Source organism: Ruania alba, from assembly GCF_900105765.1.
GTDB classification, from domain to species: Bacteria; Actinomycetota; Actinomycetes; order Actinomycetales; family Beutenbergiaceae; genus Ruania; species Ruania alba.
On the sequence record NZ_FNTX01000001.1, the window covers coordinates 989,056 to 1,015,910 of the forward strand.

Annotated in this window: 24 protein-coding genes; 22 read left to right on the forward strand and 2 right to left on the reverse strand. The window is 69.4% G+C overall.

Features of this window, described 5'->3' with window-relative positions; all coding sequences use genetic code 11:
* The gene (locus tag BLU77_RS04620) at positions 1–954 is read right to left on the reverse strand and encodes an AAA family ATPase (RefSeq protein ID WP_089771896.1); all 954 of its coding nucleotides are present in this window, start codon (positions 952–954) and stop codon (positions 1–3) included.
* A 219-nt stretch (positions 955–1,173) separates the two neighbouring features.
* On the opposite strand from BLU77_RS04620, the gene mraZ reads away from it, so the two are divergent.
* The 21 genes from mraZ (at position 1,174) to BLU77_RS04725 (ending at position 21,934) form a co-directional block, all read left to right on the forward strand.
* Positions 1,174–1,602, forward strand: a complete 429-nt coding sequence (gene mraZ / locus BLU77_RS04625) for a division/cell wall cluster transcriptional repressor MraZ (RefSeq protein WP_089771897.1) — start codon at positions 1,174–1,176, stop codon at positions 1,600–1,602.
* A 231-nt stretch (positions 1,603–1,833) separates the two neighbouring features.
* Positions 1,834–2,811: a 16S rRNA (cytosine(1402)-N(4))-methyltransferase RsmH gene (gene rsmH / locus BLU77_RS04630; protein ID WP_089771898.1), complete on the forward strand. Its 978-nt coding sequence runs from the start codon at positions 1,834–1,836 to the stop codon at positions 2,809–2,811.
* The gene (gene ftsL / locus BLU77_RS04635; RefSeq protein ID WP_139177590.1) at positions 2,808–3,215 is read left to right on the forward strand and encodes a cell division protein FtsL; all 408 of its coding nucleotides are present in this window, start codon (positions 2,808–2,810) and stop codon (positions 3,213–3,215) included. The genes rsmH and ftsL overlap by 4 nt, the downstream gene beginning before the upstream one ends.
* 11 nt (positions 3,216–3,226) lie before the next feature.
* The gene (locus BLU77_RS04640; protein ID WP_089771900.1) at positions 3,227–5,014 is read left to right on the forward strand and encodes a peptidoglycan D,D-transpeptidase FtsI family protein; all 1,788 of its coding nucleotides are present in this window, start codon (positions 3,227–3,229) and stop codon (positions 5,012–5,014) included.
* A gap of 31 nt (positions 5,015–5,045) precedes the next feature.
* A complete protein-coding gene (locus tag BLU77_RS04645) occupies positions 5,046–6,596 on the forward strand; it encodes a UDP-N-acetylmuramoyl-L-alanyl-D-glutamate--2,6-diaminopimelate ligase (RefSeq protein WP_089771901.1) in 1,551 nt (516 codons plus the stop codon).
* A complete protein-coding gene (locus BLU77_RS04650; protein WP_089771902.1) occupies positions 6,593–8,017 on the forward strand; it encodes a UDP-N-acetylmuramoyl-tripeptide--D-alanyl-D-alanine ligase in 1,425 nt (474 codons plus the stop codon). Before BLU77_RS04645 ends, BLU77_RS04650 begins: the two co-directional genes overlap by 4 nt.
* Positions 8,014–9,096, forward strand: a complete 1,083-nt coding sequence (gene mraY / locus BLU77_RS04655) for a phospho-N-acetylmuramoyl-pentapeptide-transferase (protein WP_089771903.1) — start codon at positions 8,014–8,016, stop codon at positions 9,094–9,096. Before BLU77_RS04650 ends, mraY begins: the two co-directional genes overlap by 4 nt.
* The gene (murD, locus tag BLU77_RS04660; RefSeq protein WP_089771904.1) at positions 9,093–10,565 is read left to right on the forward strand and encodes a UDP-N-acetylmuramoyl-L-alanine--D-glutamate ligase; all 1,473 of its coding nucleotides are present in this window, start codon (positions 9,093–9,095) and stop codon (positions 10,563–10,565) included. Before mraY ends, murD begins: the two co-directional genes overlap by 4 nt.
* A 182-nt stretch (positions 10,566–10,747) precedes the next feature.
* Positions 10,748–11,917, forward strand: a complete 1,170-nt coding sequence (locus BLU77_RS04665) for an FtsW/RodA/SpoVE family cell cycle protein (RefSeq protein WP_245708666.1) — start codon at positions 10,748–10,750, stop codon at positions 11,915–11,917.
* Entirely contained in the window at positions 11,910–13,034 is a 1,125-nt protein-coding gene (murG, locus tag BLU77_RS04670; protein ID WP_089771906.1) for an undecaprenyldiphospho-muramoylpentapeptide beta-N-acetylglucosaminyltransferase, read from the forward strand. The genes BLU77_RS04665 and murG overlap by 8 nt, the downstream gene beginning before the upstream one ends.
* Positions 13,031–14,389 carry a UDP-N-acetylmuramate--L-alanine ligase gene (murC, locus tag BLU77_RS04675; RefSeq protein WP_089771907.1) on the forward strand — a complete coding sequence of 453 codons (1,359 nt, stop codon included), beginning with the start codon at positions 13,031–13,033 and terminating at the stop codon, positions 14,387–14,389. The genes murG and murC overlap by 4 nt, the downstream gene beginning before the upstream one ends.
* Positions 14,389–15,378 carry a cell division protein FtsQ/DivIB gene (locus tag BLU77_RS04680; protein WP_139177592.1) on the forward strand — a complete coding sequence of 330 codons (990 nt, stop codon included), beginning with the start codon at positions 14,389–14,391 and terminating at the stop codon, positions 15,376–15,378. The genes murC and BLU77_RS04680 overlap by 1 nt, the downstream gene beginning before the upstream one ends.
* A 220-nt stretch (positions 15,379–15,598) precedes the next feature.
* Positions 15,599–16,858 carry a cell division protein FtsZ gene (gene ftsZ, locus BLU77_RS04685; RefSeq protein WP_089771909.1) on the forward strand — a complete coding sequence of 420 codons (1,260 nt, stop codon included), beginning with the start codon at positions 15,599–15,601 and terminating at the stop codon, positions 16,856–16,858.
* A gap of 1 nt (position 16,859) precedes the next feature.
* Complete coding sequence (locus BLU77_RS04690) at positions 16,860–17,579, forward strand: purine nucleoside phosphorylase YfiH/LACC1 family protein (RefSeq protein WP_217632360.1); 720 nt, start codon at positions 16,860–16,862, stop codon at positions 17,577–17,579.
* Positions 17,580–17,695: 116 nt separating this feature from the next.
* Positions 17,696–18,163, forward strand: a complete 468-nt coding sequence (locus BLU77_RS04695; RefSeq protein WP_089771910.1) for a cell division protein SepF — start codon at positions 17,696–17,698, stop codon at positions 18,161–18,163.
* Position 18,164: 1 nt separating this feature from the next.
* Positions 18,165–18,458 (forward strand): YggT family protein, encoded by a 294-nt coding sequence (locus BLU77_RS04700; RefSeq protein WP_089771911.1) that lies wholly within the window; start codon positions 18,165–18,167, stop codon positions 18,456–18,458.
* A 102-nt stretch (positions 18,459–18,560) separates the two neighbouring features.
* Positions 18,561–19,310, forward strand: a complete 750-nt coding sequence (locus tag BLU77_RS04705; protein ID WP_175476936.1) for a DivIVA domain-containing protein — start codon at positions 18,561–18,563, stop codon at positions 19,308–19,310.
* Positions 19,311–19,388: 78 nt separating this feature from the next.
* Positions 19,389–20,039 (forward strand): signal peptidase II, encoded by a 651-nt coding sequence (locus BLU77_RS04710; protein ID WP_089771913.1) that lies wholly within the window; start codon positions 19,389–19,391, stop codon positions 20,037–20,039.
* Complete coding sequence (locus tag BLU77_RS04715) at positions 20,032–20,958, forward strand: RluA family pseudouridine synthase (protein ID WP_089771914.1); 927 nt, start codon at positions 20,032–20,034, stop codon at positions 20,956–20,958. The genes BLU77_RS04710 and BLU77_RS04715 overlap by 8 nt, the downstream gene beginning before the upstream one ends.
* Positions 20,951–21,457: a GNAT family N-acetyltransferase gene (locus BLU77_RS04720; protein WP_089771915.1), complete on the forward strand. Its 507-nt coding sequence runs from the start codon at positions 20,951–20,953 to the stop codon at positions 21,455–21,457. The genes BLU77_RS04715 and BLU77_RS04720 overlap by 8 nt, the downstream gene beginning before the upstream one ends.
* Before the next feature lie 3 nt (positions 21,458–21,460).
* The gene (locus tag BLU77_RS04725) at positions 21,461–21,934 is read left to right on the forward strand and encodes a YqaA family protein (RefSeq protein WP_089771916.1); all 474 of its coding nucleotides are present in this window, start codon (positions 21,461–21,463) and stop codon (positions 21,932–21,934) included.
* Between the two features lie 22 nt (positions 21,935–21,956).
* On the opposite strand, the gene BLU77_RS04730 is transcribed toward BLU77_RS04725, so the two are convergent.
* Positions 21,957–23,225, reverse strand: coding sequence for an aminotransferase class I/II-fold pyridoxal phosphate-dependent enzyme (locus BLU77_RS04730; protein ID WP_089771917.1), 1,269 nt, complete (start codon positions 23,223–23,225; stop codon positions 21,957–21,959).
* A gap of 64 nt (positions 23,226–23,289) precedes the next feature.
* Between BLU77_RS04730 and dnaE the strand changes: the two genes are divergently transcribed.
* Positions 23,290–26,841: a DNA polymerase III subunit alpha gene (dnaE, locus tag BLU77_RS04735; RefSeq protein ID WP_089771918.1), complete on the forward strand. Its 3,552-nt coding sequence runs from the start codon at positions 23,290–23,292 to the stop codon at positions 26,839–26,841.
* Positions 26,842–26,855: the final 14 nt, after the last annotated feature.

The window sequence follows — 26,855 nt, forward strand, 5'->3', positions numbered from 1 at the left end:
TCAGCGGTGGGTCGGGATCGTGCGCGCGATCTCGGTGAGGACGTCCGCGGCCGAGGTATGGGCCAGCTTGGCCGCGCGGGTGAGTGCGATCCGATGACCCAGCACCGGGTGGATGAGTGACTGGACGTCGTCGGGCAGGGCATGATCGCGACCTGCCATCAGGGCGACCGCGCGGGCCAGGGCGACCAGGTGCAGCCCGGCGCGCGGGGAGGCGCCGAGTGCCAGTGCCGGGTGCGCTCGGGTGGCACGCACCAGATCGAGCACGTAGCCGAGCACAGGTTCGGCGACGTGTACCTGCTGGACCGCGGCCATCACCTCGTGCACGTCCGCCACGGCGAGTACGGGGCGAATCTGCTCGAGCGGGTTGTGGCTGCCGCCCGTGGCGAGCAGCTCGAGCTCGTGCTGCTGCGGCGGATAACCCACGGTGATCTGAGCCATGAACCGGTCCCGCTGGGCCTCGGGCAGGTGGTAGGTCCCCTCCATCTCCACCGGGTTCTGCGTGGCGATCACCATGAACGGACGGGGCAGTGCGTGCGTGGTGCCGTCCACGGTGACCTGGCGCTCAGCCATGCACTCCAGCAGTGCGGACTGAGTCTTCGGAGAGGCTCGGTTGATCTCGTCGCCGATCACCACGGTCGCGAAGACCGGACCGGGGTGGAAGTCGAAAGCTCCCGTCTCCTGGCGGTAGACGGTCACGCCCGTCAGGTCACCGGGCAGTAGGTCCGGGGTGAACTGGACGCGACCGACCGATCCCTCCACCGATGCTGCGAGTGCCTTGGCGAGCGTGGTCTTGCCGACGCCGGGCACATCCTCCAGGAGGAGGTGCCCCTCGGCGAGAAAGGTGGCGATCGTCGTCCGGACCGCATCGGGGCGGCCACGAACCACCTGCTGGAGGTTCTCCTCGAGACGCGCGATCGAGCGGGCGGCCCCGGTGATGTATCCCTGCTCGGTCATGGAGGCGAGCCTACGTGCCTCACCGGTCTCGTCCTGCCTGGTTCACCGAGCCGAGCCACGGTTCCGGTCTGATGCCGCACGCTTCCTCCACTTCGCTCCACCTGCTCTGACCTGCACTTCTACGGCTGGACAACGGATACACGCCGGTGTTGGCCATTGAAAGTGGAGTGAAGTGGAGTAATGTGGGGGCATCCGGAGGGTGTGGGAAGGAGGTGGACCGTGTTTCTCGGTACGTACGAGCCGCGACTGGACGACAAGGGCCGCCTGATCCTGCCCGCCAAGTTCCGAGAGCCGATGGCTGGGGGGATCGTGATCACCCGTGGCCAGGACCGGTGCCTGTACGCCTACCCCCGGGTCGAGTTCGAGCGAATCCTGGCGCGCATGCAGGACGCGTCGACGACCTCGAAGCGCAACCGGGACTACATGCGGGTCTTCCTCTCCGGCGCCTCCGACGAGATCCCGGACAAGCAGGGCCGGGTCACGATCACCTCAAACCTGCGCAACTACGCCGGTCTGAGCCGTGAACTCGCCGTGATCGGCGCCGGCACGAAGGTCGAGATCTGGGACCTGGCGTCCTGGAACGCCTACTTGGACGAGAACGAACAGGCCTTTGCCGACATCAGCGAGGAGGTGCTTCCCGGCCTCTAGCTCCCACCCACCACTGACAGCTCCCACCCACCACCCTGCTTGGTCTCTCACCGCAACTCTGACGCACTTCCCCGGCGCCAGAGCAGGCGGGGGGAGTCCTGGTCGGGTGGTGGAGGGCCACCCGACCATCTGCTTCACACCGGGCGAAGACCGCCCCTCCACTTCGCTCCACCACAGCACCGACGTCCCACTCACCAGAACCACCCGAGAACCAGGAAGGCCACGAGCGTGATGACATCGCAGGACCGGCACATCCCCGTGCTGGCCGAGCGGTGCCTTGACCTGCTCGAGCCAGCGTTGACCGGCGACGGCGCCGTCCTCATCGACGCGACACTCGGCCTCGGCGGACACGCCGAGGCCGCATTGCGTCGGTTCGAACGACTGCGCGTAATCGGGATCGACCGTGACCCCGCGGCCATCGCCGCGGCCACTGCTCGCCTCGCAGACTTCGGCGACCGGTTCCAGGCCGTGCACGCCGTCTACGACGAGATCGGCGAGGTGGCGGCCGCGCACAGCTCCGGGCACGGCACGCCTGGCACTGTTGACGGCATCCTGTTCGACCTCGGTGTCTCCTCCATGCAGCTCGACGAGACTGAACGGGGCTTCTCCTACGCACGCGACGCACCGCTCGACATGCGGATGGACCAGAGCAGCGGCCGGAGCGCTGCCGAGCTGATCGCGTCCGCGTCCGAGTCCGAACTGCGTCGTATCCTGCGCCACTACGGCGAGGAGAAGTTCGCCCCCCGGATCGCGGGCGCGATCGTTCGCACCCGTACCGAGCGACCGATCACGCGTACCGGCGAACTGGTGGAACTGGTGCGGGAGAACATCCCGCACGCCGCCCGGCGTACCGGCGGCAACCCGGCCAAGCGCACCTTCCAGGCCCTGCGGATCGCGGTGAACGCAGAGTTGGAGGTGCTCCAGCGCGCGCTCCCGGCCGCTCTCGGCGCGCTCGCCGTCGGGGGGCGCATCGTCGTCGAGTCCTACCAGTCGCTCGAGGACCGTCTGGTCAAACAAGCGTTGGCGGCCGAGGCACGCTCGAGCGCGCCGGTCGGTCTGCCGGTCACGCTGCCGCAGCACGAACCGTCCTTCCGCCTCCTCACCCGAGGAGCCGAGCTCGCCGACGACGCCGAACTCGCCCGCAACCCCCGATCCGCCTCGGTGCGCGTGCGCGCCGCCGAACGACTTCGTGAAGGGAGCCCCTCATGAGCGCTCTGCCGTTACGAGCCTTCCAGGCGCCTCCTGGTCGGGGAAGTGCCGCCGGATGGCGTCCGCGGTTGCGGCTGGTCCGGGCTCCTGAACCGGGCCGCAGCCGTGCACCGTTCATCGTCATGTGCCTGGGCATCCTCGGTGCCGCGTTGCTCGGGGTGCTCTTGCTGAACACCGCGATGGCCGCCACGTCCTACCAGATCCACGAGCAACGGATCGAACTGGCCCAGCTCACCGAGACGCAGCAGGGGCTGGCTCACGAGGCAGACCGGCGGGCGTCGCCCACCCAGCTGGAGCAGGCGGCCCGGAGAATTGGGATGGAACCGGCCGAGGACATGCGTTACCTGGTGCTCGAGGATCAGTCGATCCTGGGCGAGGGTGACGGACTGGTGAGCGAGGACTGAGGGGACAGGCGATGGCGACGAAGAACCAACGAGCCAATCCGTTCACCGCCGTCGGCACGCCAGAACGCCGCCAGGCAGTGCTGCTGGTGATGCTGCTGGTGGTGGTGCTGGCCTTCACTGCCCGGCTCGTCTACGTCCAGGTGTTCGCCGGGCCCGGCCTGGCCGCAGCGGCGGTGCGGGACCGTAGTTTCACCTATACCGAGCCTGCACTGCGCGGATCGATCGTGGACTCCGCCGGCACCGTGATGGCCGCCTCGGCTCAGACCTACCGGGTCGTGGTCAACCGGGACGCGATCCCTGCCTACCGCACCTGGGACGCCGACGGGGAGGTCACCGGGTACGGGGCGGCCGCTGCTGCGCGCGACCTCGCGCCGATCCTGGACAGGGACGTGAACACCCTCGGTGCCGAACTCGTCGGCGACGACAAGTACTCCATCCTGGCCCGCGATGTGGCCCCCGAGGTCTGGCGCGAGATCGCGGCCCTGGGGATCCCCGGTGTCTCCGCCGAGGAGACCTTCGAGCGGGTGTACCCCAACGGCAACACGGCCGGGCAGATTCTCGGCTGGGTGAACGCTGAAGGAGAAGGAGCTGCTGGCCTGGAGTCCACCCTGAACGACCGACTGCTCGGAACCGACGGCGAGTTCACCGTGGAGATCGGTGCCACCGGCCAGGTGATCCCGACGGGGCAGAACGCCTCCACCCCACCGGTACCCGGGTGCGATGTGCGGCTCACCGTCAATGCCGACCTGAACTGGCAGGCACAAACGGTTGTTGACGACGCCGTCGATCGATACGGCGCCGAGTGGGGCGCCGCCGTCGTGATCGATGTGGACACCGGCAGGATCCTCGCCCTCGCCGACTCCGACGTGGTGGACCCGAACGACCCCGGTGCCTCGCGCTACACCGGTTCGCACGCCGTCCAGGACGTCTACGATCCCGGCTCCACCGGCAAGGTGCTCACCGTGCTCTCGGCCCTGGAGGAGGGTGTGGTGACCCCGACCACGTCGGTCGAGGATCCCTACCGCCTCACCACGGAGAACGGGCAGACGTTCCGCGACCACACCGAGCACCCGGACCAGATGCTGACCACCACCGGGGTGCTTGCCGAGTCGGCGAACACCGGCACGGTGAACATTGGCTCCCGGATGAGCGATGAGACCCGGTACGAGTACATGCAGCGCCTCGGCTGGGGCGAGCGCACCGGGATGGGCATGCCGGGTGAGACTGCCGGCATCTTGCACCACTACGAGGACTGGGACGGCGCGATGCGCTACACCACGATGTTCGGCCAGGGAGTCTCGGTGAACTTGCTGCAGAACACCGCGGTGTTCTCCACCATCGCCAACGGCGGGGTCCGGATGCCGATGAGCATCGTGGACGGGTACGACTGCGCGGACGGGTACGACCAGGTCGACCCCGGTGACCCGGTGCAGGTGGTCTCCGAGGAGTCCTCGGACCAGATGATCCGCATGCTGGAGAGCGTCGTCACCGACGCCGGGACTGGCGAGAACGCAGCCATCGAGGGTTACCGCATCGCCGGCAAGACCGGCACCGCGCAGATGCCGGACGCGAACGGTGAGCTCACCCAGGTCGCTGCCTCTTTCGTGGGGATCGCTCCTGCCGACGACCCGCAGATCGCGGTCGGTGTGGTGATGTACAACCCGGACACCGGCATCTACGGCGGGACGATCGCCGCACCCGTCTTCCAAGAGATCACGGCCTTCACCCTGCAGTCCCTCGGTGTGCCGCCGAGCGACGAGGAAGCAGAGCCGTACCCGCTGCGGCCCGACGATGAGTGAGCCGAGCCAGAGGGCGGTAGATTTCGTGCCCATGAACGCCCCTGATGCGCCGGTGGCCAGAACCACGGCAGAGCTCGCCGATCTTTTCGAGCTGCAGGCTCACGGATCCGCGACGGCCACGGTGACCGGCGTCAGTCTGGACAACCGCGACGTCCGGCCGGGTGACCTGTTCGCCGCGCTGCCCGGTGCGCACACCCACGGTGCCGTCCACGCCTCGGCAGCTGTCGACGCCGGCGCCGTAGCGGTCCTCACCGACGAGGATGGTCTGCGCCGTCTGGCTGATCTCGCTGGTCGCGATGTGCCGGTCCTGGTGGCACCCGACGTGCGCGGCGTGCTCGGCGGCATCAGCGCTGCCGTCCAGGGCCAGCCCGCCCAGCGGCTCCGGACGTTCGGCATCACCGGGACGAACGGCAAGACCACCACCACGTACCTGCTCGAGCAGGTGCTCAGCCACCTCGGGCGGACCACGGGCCTGATCGGCACCGTGGAGCTCAAGGTGGCCGAGGAGCACACCCCCGCACGACTGACCACCCCCGAGTCCCCGCAGATCCAGGCGTTGCTCGCCCGGATGGTCGGAGCAGGCGTGCAGGATCTCGTGATGGAGGTCTCCTCGCACGCTCTGGCGCTGCACCGGGTGGACGGAATCGTCTACGACATGGTCGCTTTCACGCACCTGACGCCCGATCACCTGGACTTTCACGGCGGGATGGAGGGCTACTACCGCGCCAAGGCTTCCTTGTTCACGGCCGCCCGCGCTCGCCGCGGTGTGATCCTGGCCGACGACGAGTGGGGCCGCCGTCTCGCGGCGGAGGCAGAGATCCCGGTGGTCACCATCGGGTCGCAGACACCACCCACGCAGCCGGACCCGGACACCGACTGGTTGCTCACGATCATCGCCAGCCGTCCCGACCACACCACCTTCACCGTGACTCACCGGGACGGGCGGAGCCTGTCCACCGAGGTGTGGATGCCGGGTCGGTTCAACGCCGCGAACGCAGCGGTCGCCGTCGTGATGGCGATCGAGTCCGGGATCAGCATCGGTGACCTCCACCACGCCCTCGCCCACGGTCTACGGGGGAACGTCCCGGGCCGGATGGAGCGCGTGGCGGACCACCCGCGGTGCATCGTCGACTTCGCCCACAACACCGAAGCGCTCGATCTGGCGCTGAAGGCGTTGCGACCGACCACCAAGGGTCGCCTCTTCGTGGTTTTCGGTGCCACCGGCGAGCGGGACACCGCCAAGCGTGCGTTGATGGGGGAGGTGGCCGTCGCTCGTGCCGATGTGGTGGTGGTCACCGACGACGACCCGCACGATGAGGACCCGGCACAGATCCGTACGGCCGTGATGGTCGGTGCGCTGCGCGCTGTGCCGGCGGCACAACGGGCAGGGCGCACCGTCGACGTCTTCGAGGTGGCCCCGCGTGCGACCGCGATCCGACGGGCCGTGCAGTTCGCCGGTCCCTCCGACACCGTGCTGGTGGCCGGGCGCGGGCACGAGACCATCCAGGAGATCGCCGGAGTGGAGCACCACCTGGACGACCGGGACGAGGTGCGTGCCGCCCTGGACGGAGGAGCACGGTGATCCCTCTTTCACTGAACGATGTGGCCACCGTGACCGGTGGTCAGGTTCGATTTCCCGACGGCGCAGCACCCGAGGGTCGGGTGGCCGTCACCGGTGAGGTGGTCATCGACTCCCGCGCCTGCAAGCCTGGGAGCCTGTTCGTCGCCGTCGTGGGCGAGCGGGTGGACGGCCACGACTACCTGCAGGCTGCCGCCGATCGCGGCGCCGCCGCTGCCCTGGTGTCCCGCCCGGTCCCGGGCAGCCCGGTCCCCACCGTGCTTGTGCCCGACGTCCAGCTCGCACTCGCGGACCTGGCGCGGGAGGTGCTCGCGCGACTGCGCGCCGCCGGGGAGATCGTCGTGGTGGCGATCACCGGATCGGTGGGCAAGACCACCACGAAGGACCTGCTCGCGCAGCTGCTCACCCCGCTCGGTGACTTGATCGCCCCGGCAGGTTCGTTCAACAACGAGCTCGGGCTGCCCCTCACGGTGCTTCGGGCCACGCCGGACACCCGGGTGCTGGTGCTCGAGATGGGGGCCGACGCACCCGGCAACCTCACCTACCTGACCTCGATCGCTCCGCCGGATATCGCCGTCGTGCTTGCCGTCGGCACTGCCCACCTGGGTGGCTTCGGCAGCGTGGAGGGCATCGCCCGGGCGAAGTCCGAGCTCGTGCAAGGGTTGCGTCCCGACGGCGTCGCCGTGCTCAACGCCGACGACCCCCGTGTGACGCCGATGGCCGCGCTCTCCGCCGGCGCCCGGGTACAGACCTTCGGCCGGGACGGCTCCGGGGCGGACGTGCGCGCGGAGACGGTGCACGTCGACGCCTCCGGGCGGGCGTCGTTCACCTTGGACACCGGTGCCGCCCGAGTACCCGTGCAGCTCGCACTCGTCGGTGGCCACCATGTGAGCAATGCCCTCGCCGCCGCCTCGGTGGCCCTCACCCTGGGGCTCTCGGTCGACGATGTGGCGCAGCGGCTCGCCGACGCCGGGGCGCTCAGCCCGCACCGCATGCACGTGCGTGCATGGGGTGCGCGCACCGTGATCGACGATGCCTACAACGCGAACCCGGACTCGATGCGCGCCGCGCTGGACGCGCTCGGCGCGATCGCCGCCGGACGGCGTACCGTAGCGGTGCTCGGCGAGATGCGTGAGCTCGGTGCGATCACCGAGCGAGCGCACGAGGAGATCGGGAGGTACGCGTCCGAGCGCGCGGACCTGGTCGTGGTGATCGGTGCCGGCGCGGACGGTATCGCCCGGGGGGCGCGATCCGTCGGTGCGCAGGTACGCACCGTGACAGATGTGATGGATGCGGAGGAACTGCTGGTGACCGAGCTCGGGCCCGACGACGTCGTGCTGATCAAGTCGTCCAACTCGGCCGGGCTCGCCGTGCTGGCCGACCGGCTGGTCGACGCCGACGGACCGGCGGGAGACCCAGCGTGATCGCGATCCTTCTCTCCGGGGCGCTCGCACTGATCGTCTCGCTGCTCGGCACCCCGCTGTTCATCCGCTTCCTGGTGCACCGCAACTACGGGCAGTTCATCCGGCAGGACGGTCCGACCGCGCACTTCACCAAACGTGGCACGCCCACCATGGGGGGCGTCGTCATCATCGTGGCCACACTGGTGGCGTATGCGTTCGCGAATGTGGTGAGCGGGAACGTGCCCAGCGCCTCGGGTCTGCTGCTGCTGTTCCTGATGGTGGGGCTGGGAATCGTGGGGTTCCTTGACGATTTCATCAAGATCAGCCGGCAACGATCGCTCGGATTGAGCCCCACCTGGAAGATCATCGGGCAGGGTGTCATCGGCGTGGCGTTCTCCGTGCTAGTGCTGCAGTTCCCGAACGAGCGGTTCCGCACACCGGCAAGTACGCAGATCTCCTTCTCCCGTGATCTCGGCATCGATCTTGCGTTCGCTGGGGCGACGGTGGGGCTGATCCTGTTCGTGATCTGGGCGAACTTCCTGATCACTGCCTGGTCCAACGCCGTCAACCTCACCGACGGGCTGGACGGACTTGCCACGGGTGCCTCGATGTTCGTCTTCGGTGCTTATACGCTGATGACGTTCTTCCAGATGAACCAGAGTTGTCAGGTACTCGCCACCGTGGGTCCGAGCTGTTACGAGGTGCGCGATCCCAATGACCTGGCCATCGCCGCCGCGGCTATCGTGGGTGCCTGCTTCGGGTTCCTGTGGTGGAACGCGTCCCCGGCGAAGATCTTCATGGGCGACACCGGTGCCCTCGCCCTGGGTGGTGCCCTGGCCGGGATGACCATCCTCACCCGCACCGAGATCCTCGGTGCGATCATCGGCGGCCTGTTCGTGATCATCATCCTCTCCGACGTGATCCAGATCGGGTTCTTCAAGGCCACCGGACGGCGCGTGTTCAAGATGGCCCCGCTGCACCACCACTTCGAGCTGATGGGCTGGGGTGAGGTGACGATCGTGATCCGGTTCTGGATCATCGCCGCCCTATGCGCATCCCTGGGGCTGGGGATCTTCTATGCGGAGTGGATCGCTGGATGAGCGCAGGCACGGGGATCGACGAGCTGCGCGGACGCAACGTCCTGGTCGCCGGGCTCGGCGCTTCGGGGCGGTCCGCCGTCGAGGTGCTCACCGAGCTCGGGGCCCGGGTCACGGCTGTGGACGGACGTGACCTGCAGGACGTGCTGCCCCCGGGCGCCGATCTGCCGGCGGGGGTGCGGGTCATCACCGAGCCCGATCCGACGACGCTGGCCGAGAGGACCTGGGAGGATGCCCCGAGCCTGGTGGTCGCCTCGCCCGGGTGGCGCCCGACGACGCCGGTGCTCGCCGCTGCTGCCGCGCACGGGGTGCCGGTCTGGAGCGAGGTGGAGCTGGCCTGGCAGATCTGCCCCGCGACGGTGCGCTGGCTCACCCTGACTGGCACCAACGGGAAGACCACGACCGTGTCCATGCTGGCCGAGATGCTCACCGCACACGGTTGGCGTGCCCCGGCTGTCGGGAACGTCGGCACTCCGATCGCGACGACCGTGTTGGGCGCTCGCGGTGGTGACGGGCCCGGCCTCGATGCACTCGCGGTCGAACTGTCCAGCTTCCAGTTGCACCACACCCACTCCGTCTCGGCGATCGCCTCGGCCTGTCTGAACGTCGACGCCGACCACCTGGACTGGCACGGCTCGATGGACGACTACGTGGATGCCAAGGCACGCGTGCACCACCGCACGCAGCTGGCGTGCGTGTACAACGTGGCGGATCCGCGGACCCGGACCATGGTGGCTGAGGCAGACGTGGCCGAGGGTGCCCGCGCCGTCGGTTTCACCCTCGGTAGCCCAGGGGTGGGCGAGGTCGGTGTGGTCGAGGACGTGCTCGCCGACCGTGCGTTCGTGGCGAACCGGCAGACCCATGCGGCCGAGCTGGGCAGCCTGGCCGACCTGGCTCACCTCGGTTCCGGCGCTGAGGTCCCGCCACACATCGTGGCGAATGCGCTCGCCGCTGGTGCCCTGGCGCGAGCGGCCGGCGTGGAACCCGCGGCCGTGGCAGCAGGACTGCGTGCCTACACCCCGGGCGAGCACCGGATGCAGACGGTGGCCACCATCGACGGGGTGCGCTATGTCGACGACTCGAAGGCCACCAACGCGCACGCCGCCGCGGCGGCGCTCAGCGCGATGGAGCCGGGCCGGACCGTGTGGATCGCCGGTGGTCTGGCCAAGGGTGCCCGACTGGACGACCTTGTGGCCATGCACCGGGAGAAGTTGCGGGCCGCCGTCGTGATCGGTGTGGACCAGCGCCCCGTGCTGGACGCACTTGAGCGACACGCGCCCGGCCTCCCGCGCGAGGTGGTGCCTGCTGGCGACACTGAAGTCATGAGGACAGCAGTCGACGCCGCACATGCGCTGGCCCGCCCGGGTGACGTGGTGCTGCTCGCACCGGCCTGCGCGTCGATGGATCAGTTCCGCTCCTATGCCGCGCGCGGCGACGCGTTCGCGGCGGCGGTACGGGACCGCGAGTCATGAGCGCACCGGCGCCGCCGCGCCGATCCGGGGCCCGCACCGGCGGGAGGAGCTCGACGGGCACGAAAGGCAGGCCCACCCAGCCCGCCCCGCGGCGCCCGAGTACCCGCCGACCGGCCACGAAGGCCACGAAGGCCACGAAACGGTCACTTCCGTGGACTCAGAGCGCCGCCTGGCAGTCCCCGGTGACCAGTTACTACCTCATCGGCGGTGCCACGCTGCTGCTGCTCGCGTTCGGACTGATCATGGTGCTCTCCGCCTCCTCGATCCCGTCGCTGCGCGATGGCGGCTCCATCACCAGCGGATTCCAGAACCAGGCGCTCTATGCCCTGATCGCGCTCCCCGTGGCGTTCGGCATCTCCCGCATCCCGGTGTCGTGGATCCGATGGCTCGCGTGGCCGGCGATGCTCGGCGCCCTGGCGCTGCAGGGCCTGTTGTTCACGCCACTGGCTGTCGGTGAAGGTGGCAATACGGCGTGGGTGCATCTGCCCGGCGGCGTGGTGTTCCAACCCTCCGAGTTCGGCAAGTTCGGGCTCGCCCTCTGGCTCGGTGCTGTGCTCGCCACGAAGGGTCGGCTGCTGCGGCACTGGTCGCACGTGATCTTCCCAGGCCTGGTGGTCTCGGCGTTCTTCCTCGGCACCGTGGTCTACTCCGGTGACCTGGGTACGGCGCTGATCGTGATCGTGCTGGTAGCTGGGGCGCTCTGGGTGGCCGGTGTGCCGCTGTCCAAGTTCGTGGTTGCCGGGAGCGTCGTGCTTGCCGCCGTGGCGGCGCTGGTGATCGCCTCAGGCAACCGCACCGCTCGGGTGCTCGCCTTCCTGGGTATCGGCGAGGAGGTCGATCCGGAAGGACTCGGCTTGCAACCGCAACGCGCTCTCGAGGGGCTCGGGACCGGTGGCATCTCGGGGGTGGGCCTGGGAGCTTCCCGGGAGAAGTGGCTCTGGCTGCCTGCCGCCGAGGACGACTACATCTTCGCCATCATCGGTGAGGAGCTCGGGCTGCTCGGCTGCCTGCTGGTCCTTGCGCTCTTCGTGGTGCTCGCGATCGGCTTCAGCCGGGTGATCGCCCGGCACCCGAACCCGTTCGTGAAGATCACCACCGGGGCGATCGCCTGCTGGATCCTCGGCCAGGCCCTGGTGAACATCGGTGTGGTGATCGGGCTGCTCCCGGTGCTCGGCGTCCCGCTTCCGCTGCTGTCCAAGGGAGGCTCAGCCCTGGTGACGACGATCGGCGCGTTGGCCGTGGTGCTCGCCTTCGCACGTGACGAGCCGGGTGCCAAGGACGCGCTCGCCGCACGACGAGGCTCGATGCGCCGATCGCTGGCCGTGATCGCGCCGGGACGTAGCCGTGGCTGAACGCTTCGTCCTCGCCGGCGGTGGCTCCGCCGGCCACGTGAACCCGCTGCTCGCCACCGCGGCCGAGCTGCAGGCGCGCCGTCCGGACGCAGAACTGACCGTGCTCGGCACAGCCGAGGGGTTGGAGGCCGAGCTCGTGCCGGCCGCTGGTCACGAGCTCACCGTGATCGAGAAGGTCCCGATGCCGCGACGCCCGAATGCCGACGCGATCCGGTTCCCCGGGCGCTGGCGACGCGCCATCGCCACGGCGAGGGACGCCGTCGACGGGGCGGACGCCGTGGTGGGCTTCGGCGGCTATGTGGCCACCCCCGCCTACCTCGCGGCGCGACGGCTCGGCGTGCCGATCGTGATTCACGAGCAGAACGCCCTCCCAGGGCTGGCGAACCGGCTCGGTGCCCGGTGGGCACACGCGGTGGGGGTCACCTTCGCCGACACCCCGTTGCCCGGTGCGCAGTGGGTGGGCCTGCCGCTGCGCCCCGAGATCGCCGCACTGTTGGCCGAGCGGGGGCAGGATGCCACGGCGCGTGCCCGGACTGGGGCTCTCGCATGTGGGCTGGACCCGGACCGACTCACCGTGCTGGTCACGGGTGGCTCGCTCGGCGCGCTGCGGCTGAACACGCAGGTACCCACCGTGGCCGAGGATCTGGTCGCGGCCGGTGCCCAGGTGCTGCACGTGAGCGGCAACGGCAAGGTCGGCCAGGTCCGGCAGGCCCGATCAGCGATGCCGGACCACGTTCGGGCGCACTATCACGTGCGGGAGTATCTGACCGAGATGCACGAGGCGCTCGCCTGTGCCGACCTCATGATCGGCCGGTCCGGTGCCGGCACAGTGAGCGAGCTGGCCGCCCTGGGCATCCCTGCCGTCTACGTGCCGTTGCCCGTCGGCAACGGGGAGCAGCGCCGCAACGCCGCCGGAGTGGTCCACGCCGGCGGGGGGCTGCTGGTGGCCGACGACGCCCTCACCACGCCCTGGCTGCGTGAGCACGTGGTGGCGTTGCTCGTCGACCGTGAACGCCTCCAGGCGATGGGCACCGCGGCCGCCGAGGTGGGCGTGCGCGACGCGGCCGCACGCCTGGCCGACCTGGTGCTGGCGGCCGCCGACGGGCACCACCGATGAGAGTGCACTTCGTGGCCATCGGTGGCGCCGGGATGTCGGTGATCGCCGAGCTGATGCTGGCCGACGGCGTCACTGTCTCCGGTTCCGACCGGCAGGACTCCGCCGTGCTGCAACGCCTGCAGCGGCGTGGAGCCACGGTGCACGTGGGGCACGACGCCGCCCACGTGGCCGGTGCGGACCTGGTGGTGGTCTCCTCAGCGATCAGCGGAGACAACCCCGAGGTCACCGCGGCCCGCGCTGCCGGTATCGATGTGGTGCACCGGTCGGTGGCGCTGACCCGCGCCGCCGAGGGCAAGGACTTCGTGGCGGTGGCCGGAGCACACGGGAAGACCACCACCTCGGCAATGCTCGCCGTCGCGCTGCGCGAGGCCGGGCAGGACCCCGCGTTCGCGATCGGTGGTGCCGTGCTCGCGCTCGGCAGCGGTGCCCATGCAGGCACCGGTGAGGTGTTCGTGGCCGAGGCGGACGAGTCGGACGGGTCCTTCCTGAACTACTCGCCCCGGGTGGCCGTGGTGACGAACATCGAACCGGACCACCTGGATCACTACGGCACGGCTGACGCCTTCGAGGCAGCCTTCGAGGAGTTCGCCGACCGGGTGGTCCCGGGCGGGGTGGTGATCACCTGCGCCGACGATCCCGGCGCACGACGCTTCGCCGACCGGGCCCGGGCACGGGGCGTGCGAGTACGTACCTATGGCACCAGCAGCGCTGCGGATGTGCGCCTCACCGACGTGCACCTCACCCCTGGTGCGGCCACGGCACGCCTGCTCGCCGCCGAGGGGGAGCTCGCTCTGGAGCTCGCTGTACCGGGGGAGCACAACCTGCTCAATGCCACGGCGGCATGGTGCGCCGGCGTCGAGCTCGGTGTGGATCCGGCGGTGATGAGTCAGTCCCTTGCCGCGTTCACCGGGACGGCACGGCGGTTCGAGCTGCGCGGCGCGGCGGGGGGTGTGCGGGTGGTCGACGACTACGCCCACAACCCGACCAAGGTGGCCGCTGCCGTGCGGACCGGTCGCGGCGCGGTGGGTGCCGGCCGCTTGATCGTGCTGTTCCAACCGCATCTGTTCTCCCGCACCGAGACGTTTGCTGCCGAGTTCGCCGACGCGCTGGCCGGAGCGGACGAGGTGATCCTCACCGCGATCTACCCGGCGCGGGAGGAGCCCCGCCCCGGGGTGACCTCGGCGCTGATCTGCGACCTGCTGCCCGGGTCGCGCTACCTGGAGGATCACCGGGAAGCGGCCCACGCAGCAGCAGCGCTCGCCACCGAGGGCGACCTGGTGATGACGATCGGTGCCGGGGACGTGACCGTCCTCGGCGAGGTGATCCTGGACCGTCTCCGGGAGCGTGAGAGCTGATGCGGGCACCTGCTCAGCCGCGTGGGCGCGGGGCGCGCCCCTCGGACTCCGCAGCGTCCGGGCAAGCGACGGCGGCTCCACGCAGCACGACGGCCGTGGCCGGGCGACCGGCCTCCGCCCGCCCGCCCGCCAAGGAAGCGCGTGCCACGCAGAAGGAGCAGGGACGAGCAGCCCGCCGGGCCGACCGCGAGCAGCGGCGGGCGGAGCGGCAACAGCGGCGCGAGGTGGCGGCAGCGGAGAAGGACGCGCAACGGGGCCGTGGTGCCCAGCTCAGCGAGCGGATCGCGGAGCGACGCGCGGCCGTACGTCGGCTGCGGTGGCGCGCGATCGGCGCCACGATCGCGGCGATCGGCGTGCTCGCCGGCCTGGGGTGGGTGGCGTTCGCCTCGCCGGTCCTCACCGTGCATGCCGACGACGTGGACGTGTCCGGCACCTCGGACTACGTGCGGGAGGAACGCGTCCAGGAGATCGCCGCCATGGCGCACGACGTCCCGCTCGCTCGCGTGGACACGGCCGCGCTCGCCGAGGAGATCCGCGCCCTGGCCGCCGTCCGGGACGTCCAGGTTCGGCGAGCATGGCCGAACGGGCTGGCGGTGGTCCTGGAACCTCGGGTCCCGGTGGCCACCGTGTCCGACGGCGACCGGTACGCACTGCTGGACGCCGAGGCCGTGGTGATGGCCAGGCGAGACGATCCGGTGGAGGGGGTTCCCGAGGTCACCGTGCCGTTGCAGGATCCGGCCACGGCAGAATCGCTGACGGCGGTGCTCACCGTGCTGGCGGCACTGCCGGAGGATCTCCGTGCCGACGTGGCCAGCGCGGGCGCCGAGACGCCCTACCAGGTACGTCTGGAGCTCGCCGGTGGCGCTGAGGTGGTGTGGGGGAGTGCCGAGGAGAACGCGCTCAAGGTCGAGGTGCTACAGACACTCCGACAGGTGGAGGCGTCCGGGTACGACGTCTCCGCGCCGCGCTCTCCCATCACCACGGAGTGAACCGCATCGGCGCATCATCAGGTGGCCGATCCGGCGGAACGCACAGCTGAGACGACGCGCCGACGACACACCCCTCGATGTCGTTGCTCAATAGGGGTGGGGCACCTAGCGTCAGTGGTGAGAGAAAAATGACATAACTCTTACCCTCAGGTTGAGGGTGAGGGTTGAGGGTCCGACTTGAGGGTCACCCGAGCACGAGCACCGGACGAGAGGGATCGACGTGGCGGCACCGCAGAACTACCTGGCGGTCATCAAGGTGGTCGGGATCGGCGGTGGTGGCGTCAACGCCGTCAACCGCATGATCGAGGTCGGATTGAAGGGCGTGGAGTTCATCGCCGTCAATACCGATGCTCAGGCCCTGTTGATGAGCGACGCCGACGTCAAACTCGACGTCGGCCGAGAGTTGACTCGGGGGCTTGGCGCCGGCGCCGACCCTGAGGTCGGCAAGAAGGCGGCGGAGGATCACGCCGAAGAAATCGAGGAGGTCCTGCGCGGAGCCGACATGGTCTTCGTGACGGCCGGCGAGGGGGGTGGCACCGGGACCGGAGGTGCACCTGTCGTCGCCAAGATCGCGCGGTCCCTGGGTGCCCTGACGATCGGTGTGGTGACCCGTCCGTTCACCTTCGAGGGGCGCCGGCGCGGTGTGCAGGCAGACGCCGGCATCGAGTCGTTGCGCGAAGAGGTGGACACCCTCATCACGATCCCGAACGACCGCCTGCTCTCCATCAGTGACCGGAACGTCTCGGTGCTGGACGCGTTCAAGTCCGCCGACCAGGTGCTCCTCTCCGGTGTCCAGGGCATCACCGACCTGATCACCACCCCGGGCCTGATCAACCTCGACTTCGCCGACGTCAAGTCGGTGATGCAGGGCGCCGGGAGTGCCTTGATGGGGATCGGCTCGGCCCGAGGCGAGGACCGCGCGGTGCAGGCCTCCGAGCTGGCGATCTCCTCGCCGTTGCTGGAAGCGAGCATCGATGGTGCGCACGGTGTGCTGCTGTCCATCCAGGGCGGCAGCGATCTGGGTCTGTTCGAGATCCACGAAGCAGCCCGTCTGGTGCAGGAGGCCGCCCACCCGGAGGCCAACATCATCTTCGGTGCGGTCATCGACGACGCCCTCGGTGACGAGGTCCGGGTCACCGTGATCGCAGCCGGGTTCGACTCGGGAACGAACGTGACGCCGTCCAGCACGCAGGGGACACGGCAGGCCGCCACGTCCCAGCAGCCCCCGTCAGCAGCGGTGCGCACGGCGCAGCCCCCCGCCCAGGCCGAGCAGCCGCCCGCAGCGCCCGAACCGGCACCGCGGACCAGTGGGTCCGAGAATGGCGACCCGGCTCCGGCGCCGGCTCCCGAACCTGCGCCGGTGGCCGGTCAGAGTGGGCAGCCACCTGCGGCGAACCCGCTCGAGGTGCCCCGGGTGTTCGACGAGGAGCCGCGCAATCGACGCGAGGACGACCTGGACGTGCCCGACTTCCTCAAGTGAGGTGCTCCAGGCTGAGCTGGGGCCGGGTGCTCGCGGGCTGTTCACCACTCGCGCCGGTGGACGGAGCGAGGCGCCGTACCGCGGGCTGAACCTGGGAGCCGGTGTCGGTGACCGTCTCGACGATGTCGCACGCAATCGTGACGAGGTGGCCGCCGAGGTCGGCGCTCCTGTGGTGTACCTGCGGCAGGTGCACTTGGCCGACGTGATCGTGCGGTCCGAGCGTGCCGCTGCAGCCATCGCACTCGGGGAAGAACCGACGGCGGACGGTGTGGTGCTCACGTCTGCCGACCTGGCGGCCGCGGTGCTGGTGGCCGACTGTGTGCCGGTGTTGCTGGCGGCGGAGTCGGGGGCGGTGGCGGCGGTGCACGCGGGCCGCCGCGGACTGCTCGCCGGCATCGTGACGGCGGCGATCGGGGCGATGGCCGCCGTCGGGCACCCGGCGAGGTACGCCGCGATCGGTCCGTCGATCTGCGGTCAGTGCTACGAGGTACCGGCCGACCTGCGAGCGGAAGCGTCCGAGCGCATGCCGGCGCTTGCCGCGACGACGTCGTGGGGGACGCCTTCGCTGGATCTGCGCGCCGGGGTGCTCGGCGAGCTGGCCGCAGCCGACGTGCACGAGGTGGACCAGCACGCGGCGTGCACGCGGGAGGACCGACGGTTCTTCTCCTACCGCCGGGACGGCGTGACGGGTCGTTGTGCAGGTGTCGTGCGGCTGCGCTGACTCCGGACGGCTGCGACACGCCGCAAGGGGCTCCCGCTGACGGCGGGATGCCTGGTCTAGCGTCGTAGACAAGGATCGACCAGCCCCGGTTCGCCGGAACAAGACAAGGAGCAGGCATGGGAGCACTGCGCAAGACGATGCTGTATCTCGGCCTCTCCGAGGCCGACCAGGAGCGTGAGGACCAGTACCTCGGTGGCGAGTACGAGGACGGCTACGCCGAGATCGCCCACGACGACTACGACGAGCCCGCCCAGGAGGCTCAAGTGACCCCGATCAGCCAAGCCGCATCGCACGCCGGCCACAACCTGCGTCGCATCACCACGGTGCATCCGCGCACCTACACCGATGCCAAGGCGATCGGTGAGGCCTTCCGTGGTGGCACGCCGGTGATCATGAACCTCACCGACATGTCCGACGCCGAGGCCAAGCGGCTCGTGGATTTCTCAGCCGGTCTGATCTTCGGTCTGCACGGGAGCATCGAGCGTGTGACGAACAAGGTCTTCCTGCTCTCGCCTGCGACTGTCGAGGTGGCCAGCGAGCGCCAGGAGCCCGAGACGACCACCCGATTCTTCAACCAGAGCTGACGTGGGCTGGCTCTTCGGGCTTCTCTACCTCGTCGTCCTGCTCTACCTGGTGGCGCTGCTCGTCCGGATGGGCTTCGACTGGGTGAGTTATTTCGCGAGGGACTGGAAGCCTCGGGGGCTCGCGCTCATCGTGGCGGAGATGGTCTACACCCCCACTGACCCGCCGCTGAAGGCGCTCCGCCGCCTCATCCCGCCGCTACGCGTCGGGGGCATCGCACTCGATGTCGGGTTCATCATCGTCCTCGTGGGGTGCTGGATCCTGCTGTTCATCTTCGGAGGCCTCGCCACCGTGTGACGCGTAGAGTGACAACATCGGCTACGGTGATCTTCGCCGAACCCTTAACTTCCGAGCCTGCGACAACCGCTGGCCCGACCGACACAGACCGAGGTGACGAGAATGGCTCTGCTCACGGCAGACGACGTCCTCAACAAGAAGTTCCAGCCCACCAAGTTCCGTGAGGGGTACGACCAGGACGAGGTGGATGACTTCCTCGACGAGGTCGTCAACACCCTGCGGGTCGTCGGGGGCGAGAACGAGGAGCTGAAGGCGAAGCTCGAGGCAGCGGAGCAGCGGATCGCCGAGCTGTCCGGTGGTGCCGAGGCAGCGCCCGCACCGGCCGAGACACCCGCCGAGCAGACCACCCAGCTCGCCGCGGTCGGTGGTGAGCAGGAGGAGAGTGCTCCGGCCGAGCCCGAGGAAGCCGCCGAGGCGCCCGCTGAGACCACTGAGGCACCCGCCGAGGCGGCCGCGCCCGCCGAGCAGGCAGCGGAGACCACCACCACGGCTGCTGCAGCCTCCGGGACCGAGCCCGAGTCCGCGACCGGAATGCTCCAGCTGGCCCAGCGGCTGCACGACGAGTACGTCAACAACGGAAAGGCGGAGGCCGACCGGTTGGTCTCCGAGGCGCGTGTCGAGGGCGAGCGGGTCACCCGCGAGGCCGACGAGCAGCGCACCCGCACCCTCAGCCAGCTCGAGGGGGAGCGCTCGCTGCTGGAGCGCAAGATCGACGAGCTGCGGGTCTTCGAGCGTGACTACCGCACCCGCTTGAAGAGCTACCTCGAGGGTCTGCTCAGCGACGTCGAGGGCCGCGGGAGCATCGCCTCCCAGTACGCCTCCGGCGAGCAGAGCGACTCGCGCCGCCCGTAAGGCGCGCACACCACCGCAGGCGTTCGGCGGGTCCCCGCATTCGGGGGCCCGCCGTCGTCATGACTGAGAGGGCCGCCCATGGCAGGCGCACACGAGAAGCGGGACGGCGCGCAGACCGGTACCGATGACGGCACGCGTGAGCACCGCCATCGGCGTCTGCTGCGGGTGGTGCTGCTGCTGACCCTCGGTGTGCTGGTGCTGGACCAGGCCACCAAACAGTGGGCCCTGGCCACCATCGCCGAGGGTGAGTACCACCCACTCCTCGGGGATCTGCTCGGGGTGAGCCTCGTGTTCAACTCCGGGGCTGCGTTCTCCCTCGCGGAAGGCGCCACCTGGCTGTTCACGATCGCCGCCGTGGTCGTCGCTGTGGTCATCGTGAAGGTCGCGCGCCGCCTCGGCTCGCTCTCCTGGGCGATCGCACTGGGTGCGCTGCTGGGCGGCAATCTCGGCAACCTGGGTGACCGGCTGTTCCGAGACCCGGGCTTCGCCGTCGGGCACGTGGTGGACTTCATCAACTACGGCGGCTACTTCGTGGGCAATGTGGCAGACATCGCCATCGTGCTCTCCGCGGGTGCGATCGCGGTACTCAGCTTCCGCGGCATCGGTCTCAGCGGTGCCCGGTCCGGGGCGTCGGCCACACCCGCCGACACCGACGATGGTGAGCCCGCCGGGTCCGGCGACGACGAACCGGGCGACGAGCACGTGACGGAGGGCCGATCCGATGGCTGACGTGCGTTCCTTGCCGGTCCCGGACGGGCTCGCCGGTGAACGTGTGGACGCCGCACTGGCCCGGATGCTGGGGCTCAGCCGGACCAAGGCCGCTGAGCTGGCTGCCGACGGGCAGGTACTCCTGGACGGACGCGAACTGGGCAAGTCCGACCGTCTCGTGGCCGGCGGGTGGCTCGAGGTCACCCTGCCCGACCTCACCGCCGCACCTCCCGCGCCACCGGAGCCGGTGCCTGGGATGGCGATCCGCCTGGATGACGACGACGTGGTGGTGGTGGACAAGCCCGTCGGGGTGGCCGCGCACCCGAGCCCGGGATGGACCGGACCGACCGTGATCGGTGGACTGGCCGCCGCGGGTTACCGGATCTCGACCTCCGGCGCTGCCGAGCGTCAGGGCGTGGTGCACCGGCTCGACGTCGGCACCTCGGGCCTGATGGTGGTGGCCAAGAGCGAGCGTGCCTACACCCGGCTCAAGCGCGCGTTCAAGGAGCGCACCGTGGAGAAGGTGTACCACGCTGTCGTGCAGGGCCACCCGGACCCGACGACCGGAACCGTGGACGCCCCGATCGGCCGGCACCCGCAGCACGACTACAAGTGGGCGGTGGTCGCCGAGGGACGTCCGAGCGTGACGCACTACGAGACCCTCGAGGCGATGCGCAGCGCGACCCTGCTGGAGATCCACCTGGAGACCGGCCGCACACACCAGATCCGGGTGCACATGGCGGCGCTGAGGCACCCCTGCGCCGGTGACCTCACCTACGGAGCGGACCCGGTCCTGGCTGGTCGTCTCGGGCTGCAGCGCCAGTGGTTGCACGCCATGCGACTCGGGTTCACTCATCCCGGCACGGACTCGTGGGTCGAGGTGAGCAGCACCTATCCGGCCGACCTGCAGCACGCTCTGGACGGGCTGCGCGATGGCTGAGGTGCAGGTGGTGCGTGCCGGGCCGGAGGATCTGGCCCGGGTGCACGCGATCAGGTTCGAGGTGTTCGTCACCGAGCAGGGCGTGGCCGAGAGCGACGAGTTGGACGACCGGGACGGTGAACCAGGCACGGTGCACCTGCTGGCGGTCAGCACGGGCGACGGCGTCCGCTCGCCTGGGGGCTTCGAGGCGACCGAGGACCTGGGTACCGCTCGCCTGTTGGACGACGGTGGTGTGGCGCACGTCTCCCGGGTCGCTGTCCGCTCCGCCGCCCGCGGGCTCGGTGTGGGACGAGCGCTGATGGAGGCGCTCGAACGAGAGGCGCTTGCCGCGCACGCCGCCCGCGCACCCGATGGGGTGGTGCGGGTCGAGCTCTCCGCTCAGGAGACGGCGATCGCTTTCTACGCGGCACTCGGGTACGAGGTGGGCAGCGAGCGCTATACCGAAGCCGGTATCTGGCACCGCGACGCGGTGAAGCTGCTGCACGTCGACGGCAGCTGAGGAATGGACCTGTGGGCCCTTGCCGCGGCGCTCGGCTACTGTGCGCTCTCGGCAGTGGTCATGGTGCTGCCCGCTGAGGTCTATCTGCTCGGCGCTGCCTTGGTCGCCGATGTCCCTCCGGTGTGGCTGGCGGCAGCGGGTGCGACGGGGCAGGTGGCCGGAAAGATGCTCTCCTACCTGGTCGGCCGCGGTGTTCTGGACGTGGCGCGCTGGCGTGCCAAGCCGAACGCGCGGTGGGCCGATCGGATCCGTACCGTCGAGCAGTGGTGCGCGGCCCACACGTGGGGTCCGTCCGCCGTCACGCTGGTGAGTGCGTTCGCCGGTCTACCGCCGTATGCGCTGGTCGCCGTGCTGGCGGGGACGCTGCGCATGCGGTGGTGGCTGTTCGCCGGGCTGTCCCTGATCGGGCGGTTCCTGCGATTCTGGGCCGTGGTCGCTGTACCGGAGCTGCTGCCGGGAACGTTGTTCGGCATCTGAGGAGCGCAGGTCCGCACAGCCGTCATCCGGCTAGTGCCAACAGGCGTCGCATCGCCTCGGTGATCGTGGCCTCGGATTTCACGAACGTGAACCGCACCCAGGTGGCGAGGTTGTCGGTGACGGCGGAGCCGGCCGTGGTGAACGCCGTCGCCGGAACAGCGACGACACCGGCGAGCTCGGGCAGCCGCCGGCACAGGTGCGCGCCGGTGCGCACACCGGTGCCGGCCAGCGGCCCCTCCAGCAGTGGCCGCGCGTCGGCCATCACGAAGTAGGTGCCGGCGGCAGCCACCGGGGCGAAGCCCGCCTCGCGCAGGCCGCTGGTGAGCTGGTCGCGACGCCGCGCCAGCGACTCGCGTAGGCGGACGAGCCAGTCGGCCTCGGGGGAGTCGGACGTCTCCAGCCCGAGCGCCACCGCAACAGCCGGTTGGAACGGCGCCCCGCTGGTATAGGTGAGGAACTGCTTGACGGTACGGACCGCCTCGACAAGATCGGCCGGCCCGCTCACCCAGCCGATCTTCCACCCGGTCACCGAGAAGGACTTCCCGGCCGAGGAGATCGTCAGGGTGCGTTCGGCGGCCCCGGGCAAGGTCGCGATCGGGACGTGCGCCACACCGTCATAGGTGAGGTGCTCGTACACCTCGTCGGTGACCACGACGGCGTCATGCGCCTGCGCGAGGCGGGCCACCTCGGCCAGTTCGGCAGGGGTGAGGACAGCGCCGGTGGGGTTGTGCGGGCTGTTCAGCAAGATCACCCGGGTGCGATCGGTGACGGCGGCGCGCAGGCCGTCGAGATCCAGGCTGAATCCGTGCGTGCCGGGCACCAGTGCGGTCCGGGTGTGCCGGGCACCGGCGAGCGCGATCACCGCCGCGTAGGAGTCGTAGTACGGCTCCAGCGTCAGTACCTCGTCCCCGGGCCCGGCCAGTGCCAGGATTGCCGCGGCGATCGCCTCGGTGGCGCCAGTGGTCACCAGCACCTGATGGTCGGGGTCGAGCCTGAGGCCGTAGTGCCGCAGCTGGTGTGCGGCGATCTCCTCGCGTAGCGCGGGGATGCCCGGCCCCGGCGGGTACTGGTTGATCCCGTCGGTGATGGCGCGCGCAGCGGCGTCCGTCACGGCGCGCGGGCCCTGCTCGTCCGGGAATCCTTGCCCGAGGTTCACTGCCCCGGTCCGGGTGGCCAGACCTGTCATCTCCGCGAAGATCGTCGGGCGGGTGGTGCCGTTCGGGGTCAGCAGCCCGGCCGCCCGGGCGACCCCCTGCCAGGGCAGCTGCGGTGCGGGTGACGATGTGCTCATAGGTCCTCACGATCGCGGACGGGGCGGACGACCCGGTGTCGGTGGGGGCGCTTAGACTCATCGTATGGCTGATGATTTCGTCCACCTGCACGTGCACACCGAGTACTCGATGCTCGACGGAGCGGCCAGGTTGGACGATCTCTTCGCCGAGGCCCAGCGCCTGGGGCAGACTGCGCTGGCCACCACCGACCACGGCTACCTCTTCGGGGCCTACGACTTCTGGTCCAAGGCGCGCAAGTACGGGATCAAGCCGATCATCGGGGTCGAGGCCTATGTCACCCCGGGCACCAGCAGGTTCGACAAGACACGCGTGCGATGGGGCGAGGCCGACCAGGCCAGGGACGACGTCTCCGCCCGTGGTGCGTACACGCACATGACGATCCTGGCCAAGGACACCCCCGGGATGCACAACCTGTTCCGGATGAGCTCACTGGCGTCCCTGGAAGGCCAGCTGGGTAAGTGGCCCCGGATGGACCGCGAACTGTTGCAGACCTACTCCAAGGGCCTGATCGCCACCAGTGGGTGCCCCTCTGGTGAGGTTCAGGTCCGCCTGCGCCTGGGGCAGTACGAGGAAGCAGTCCGTGCTGCCGGGGAGCTGCAGGACATCTTCGGCAAGGAGAACTACTACATCGAGCTGATGGACCACGGGCTCGACATCGAACGCCGGGTCACCAAGGACCTGCTGCGGCTCGCCAAGGAGATCAACGCCCCCTTGCTGGCCACGAACGACCTGCACTACACCAAGCATGAGGATGCGCACGCGCATGAGGCCCTGTTGTGCGTGCAGTCCGGGTCCACGCTCGAAGAGCCCACTTACGATCAGGGTGGGAAGCGGTTCGCCTTCGGAGGCAGTGGCTACTACCTGAAGTCCGGGGCGGAGATGCGCGAGCTTTTCGCCGAGTTCCCCGAAGCGTGTGACAACACTCTCCGGGTGGCCGAGCAGTGCGAGGTGACCTTCACCGAGGAGGTCGGCAAGTACATGCCGCACTACCCGGTGCCCGAGGGAGAGGACGAGGTCTCCACCTTCGTCAAGGCAGTCGAGACCGGACTGCAGGAGCGGTACAACGGCGCGGTACCGGAGGCGTCCCGCAAGCAGGCCGAGTACGAGATCGGGGTGATCACCGGCAAGGGGTACGCCGGGTACTACCTCGTCGTCGCCGACTTCATCAACTGGGCTAAGGAGAACGGCATCCGGGTCGGCCCGGGCCGTGGCTCGGGTGCGGGCTCGATCGCGGCGTACGCGATGAGCATCACCGAGCTCGACCCGCTCGAGCACGGACTCATCTTCGAGCGGTTCCTCAATCCTGAGCGCGAGTCGATGCCGGACTTCGACATCGACTTCGACGAGCGCCGTCGCAGCGAGGTGATCCGGTACGTCAGCGACAAGTACGGCGAAGACAAGGTCACCTACATCGTCACCTACGGCACCATCAAGGCGAAGCAGGCCCTCAAGGATTCCGCCCGCGTGCTCGGCTACCCGTTCGCGATGGGAGAGAAACTCACCAAGGTGATGCCGGCGGCCGCGATGGGTAAGGACGTCTCCCTCGCGGGGATGTTCGACCCGGACGACAAGCGCTACGCCGAGGCGGACGAGTTCCGGTCGGTGGTCAACGCCGACCCGGACGCCAAGCGAGTGCTCGAGACCGCGCGCGGACTGGAGAACCTGAAGCGTCAGTGGGGTGTGCACGCGGCGGGTGTCGTCATCGCCAGCGAGCCGCTGCTGGACATCATCCCGATCATGCGCCGCGAGCAGGACGGTGCCGTGATCACCCAGGTGGACTTCCCGGCGGGGGAGGACCTCGGTCTGGTGAAGATGGACTTCCTCGGACTGCGCAACCTCACTATCCTCGACGACGCTCTCGACAACATCGTCGTCAACGGCAAGGACCCGGTGCGGGTGGAGGACCTCACCCTGGACGATCGGGCCACCTACGAACTGCTCGGCCGCGGGGAGACTCTCGGCTTGTTCCAGCTCGACGGCGGGGGGATGCGGTCCCTGCTGCGGATGATGAAGCCGGACAACTTCGAGGACATCTCCGCCGTCGGTGCGCTGTACCGCCCAGGCCCGATGGGCGCGAACTCGCACACCAACTACGCACTGCGCAAGAACGGCCAGCAGCCGATCACCCCGATCCACCCGGAGCTCGCCGAACCGCTGGACCCCGTCCTCGGAACCACCTACGGCCTGATCGTGTATCAGGAGCAGGTGATGGAGATCGCGCAGAAGCTGGCCGGGTACTCGCTCGGACAAGCCGACCTGCTCCGCCGCGCGATGGGGAAGAAGAAGAAGTCGGTGCTCGATGCGGAGTACTCCACCTTCGAGGCCGGGATGAAGGCGAACGGGTACTCCGCGAACGCGGTGAAGACCCTCTGGGAGATCCTGCTGCCGTTCTCCGACTACGCGTTCAACAAGGCGCACTCGGCGGCCTATGGTGTGGTCTCGTACTGGACCGCGTACCTCAAGGCCCACTATCCGGCCGAGTACATGGCCGCGCTGCTCACCTCGACCCGGGACGACAAGGACAAGTCCGCGCTGTACCTCGGTGAGTGCCGCCGGATGCGCATCACCGTGCTGCCGCCGGATGTGAACGCCTCAGCGGCGACGTTCACCCCGGTGGGGACCGACATCCGGTTCGGTCTGGCCGCGGTGCGCAACGTCGGGCAGAACGTGGTGGCGGCGATCGCGCAAGCCCGGGAGGAGAAGGGGGACTTCACCTCCTTCACCGACTTCCTGGAGAAGGTGCCCGCCGTCGTCTGCAACAAGCGCACCATCGAGTCCCTGATCAAGGCCGGTGCGTTCGACTCGCTGGGACACACCCGCCGCTCGCTGCTGATGATCCACGAGCAGGCCGTCGACGCCGTCATCGGGGTCAAGCGCAAGGAAGCCGAAGGACAGTTCGACCTGTTCGCCGGCCTCGGCGGGGACGATGAGGACGGGGCCGGCGCGGGGTTCTCGGTCGAGGTCCCGGACCTTCCCGAGTGGGACAAGAAGCAGAAGTTGGCGTTCGAGCGGGAGATGCTCGGGTTGTACGTCTCCGATCACCCGCTCTCCGGGATCGAGCACGTTCTTACCCAGGCGGCGGACGTCTCGCTCGCCACCCTCAGCACCGATGAGACGCGTTCGGACGGGTCCACGGTCACCATCGCGGGACTGATTACCTCCTTGCAGCGCAAGATGTCCAAGCAGGGCAACCCGTGGGCGGCCGTGACCATCGAGGACATGGAGGGCTCGGTCGAGGTGATGTTCTTCGGCGAGACCTACCTGGCCTACTCGACCGTGCTTGCCCAGGACCAGGTGGTCGTCGTCAAGGGCCGGATCCGGCGCCGGGACGAGACGCTCTCGTTGCAGGCGATGGAGGTCTCGTTGCCGGACGTCACCGTGGGGGAGTCCGCTCCGGTGACGGTGCGGATCCCGGAGTCACGGTGCAGCGAACCGGTGCTGCTGCAGCTCAAGAGCGTCCTGTCCACCCATCCGGGGGTCACCGAGGTGCATGTGCGACTCGACTCGCCCGGCCGTGCCACGGTGATGCGCCTGGAGGACGCGTTGCGGGTGGAGCGCACCCCCGCACTCTTCGGCGACCTGAAGGCGTTGCTTGGGCCGAACTGCCTCGTCTGAGCCGGCGCGGCGGT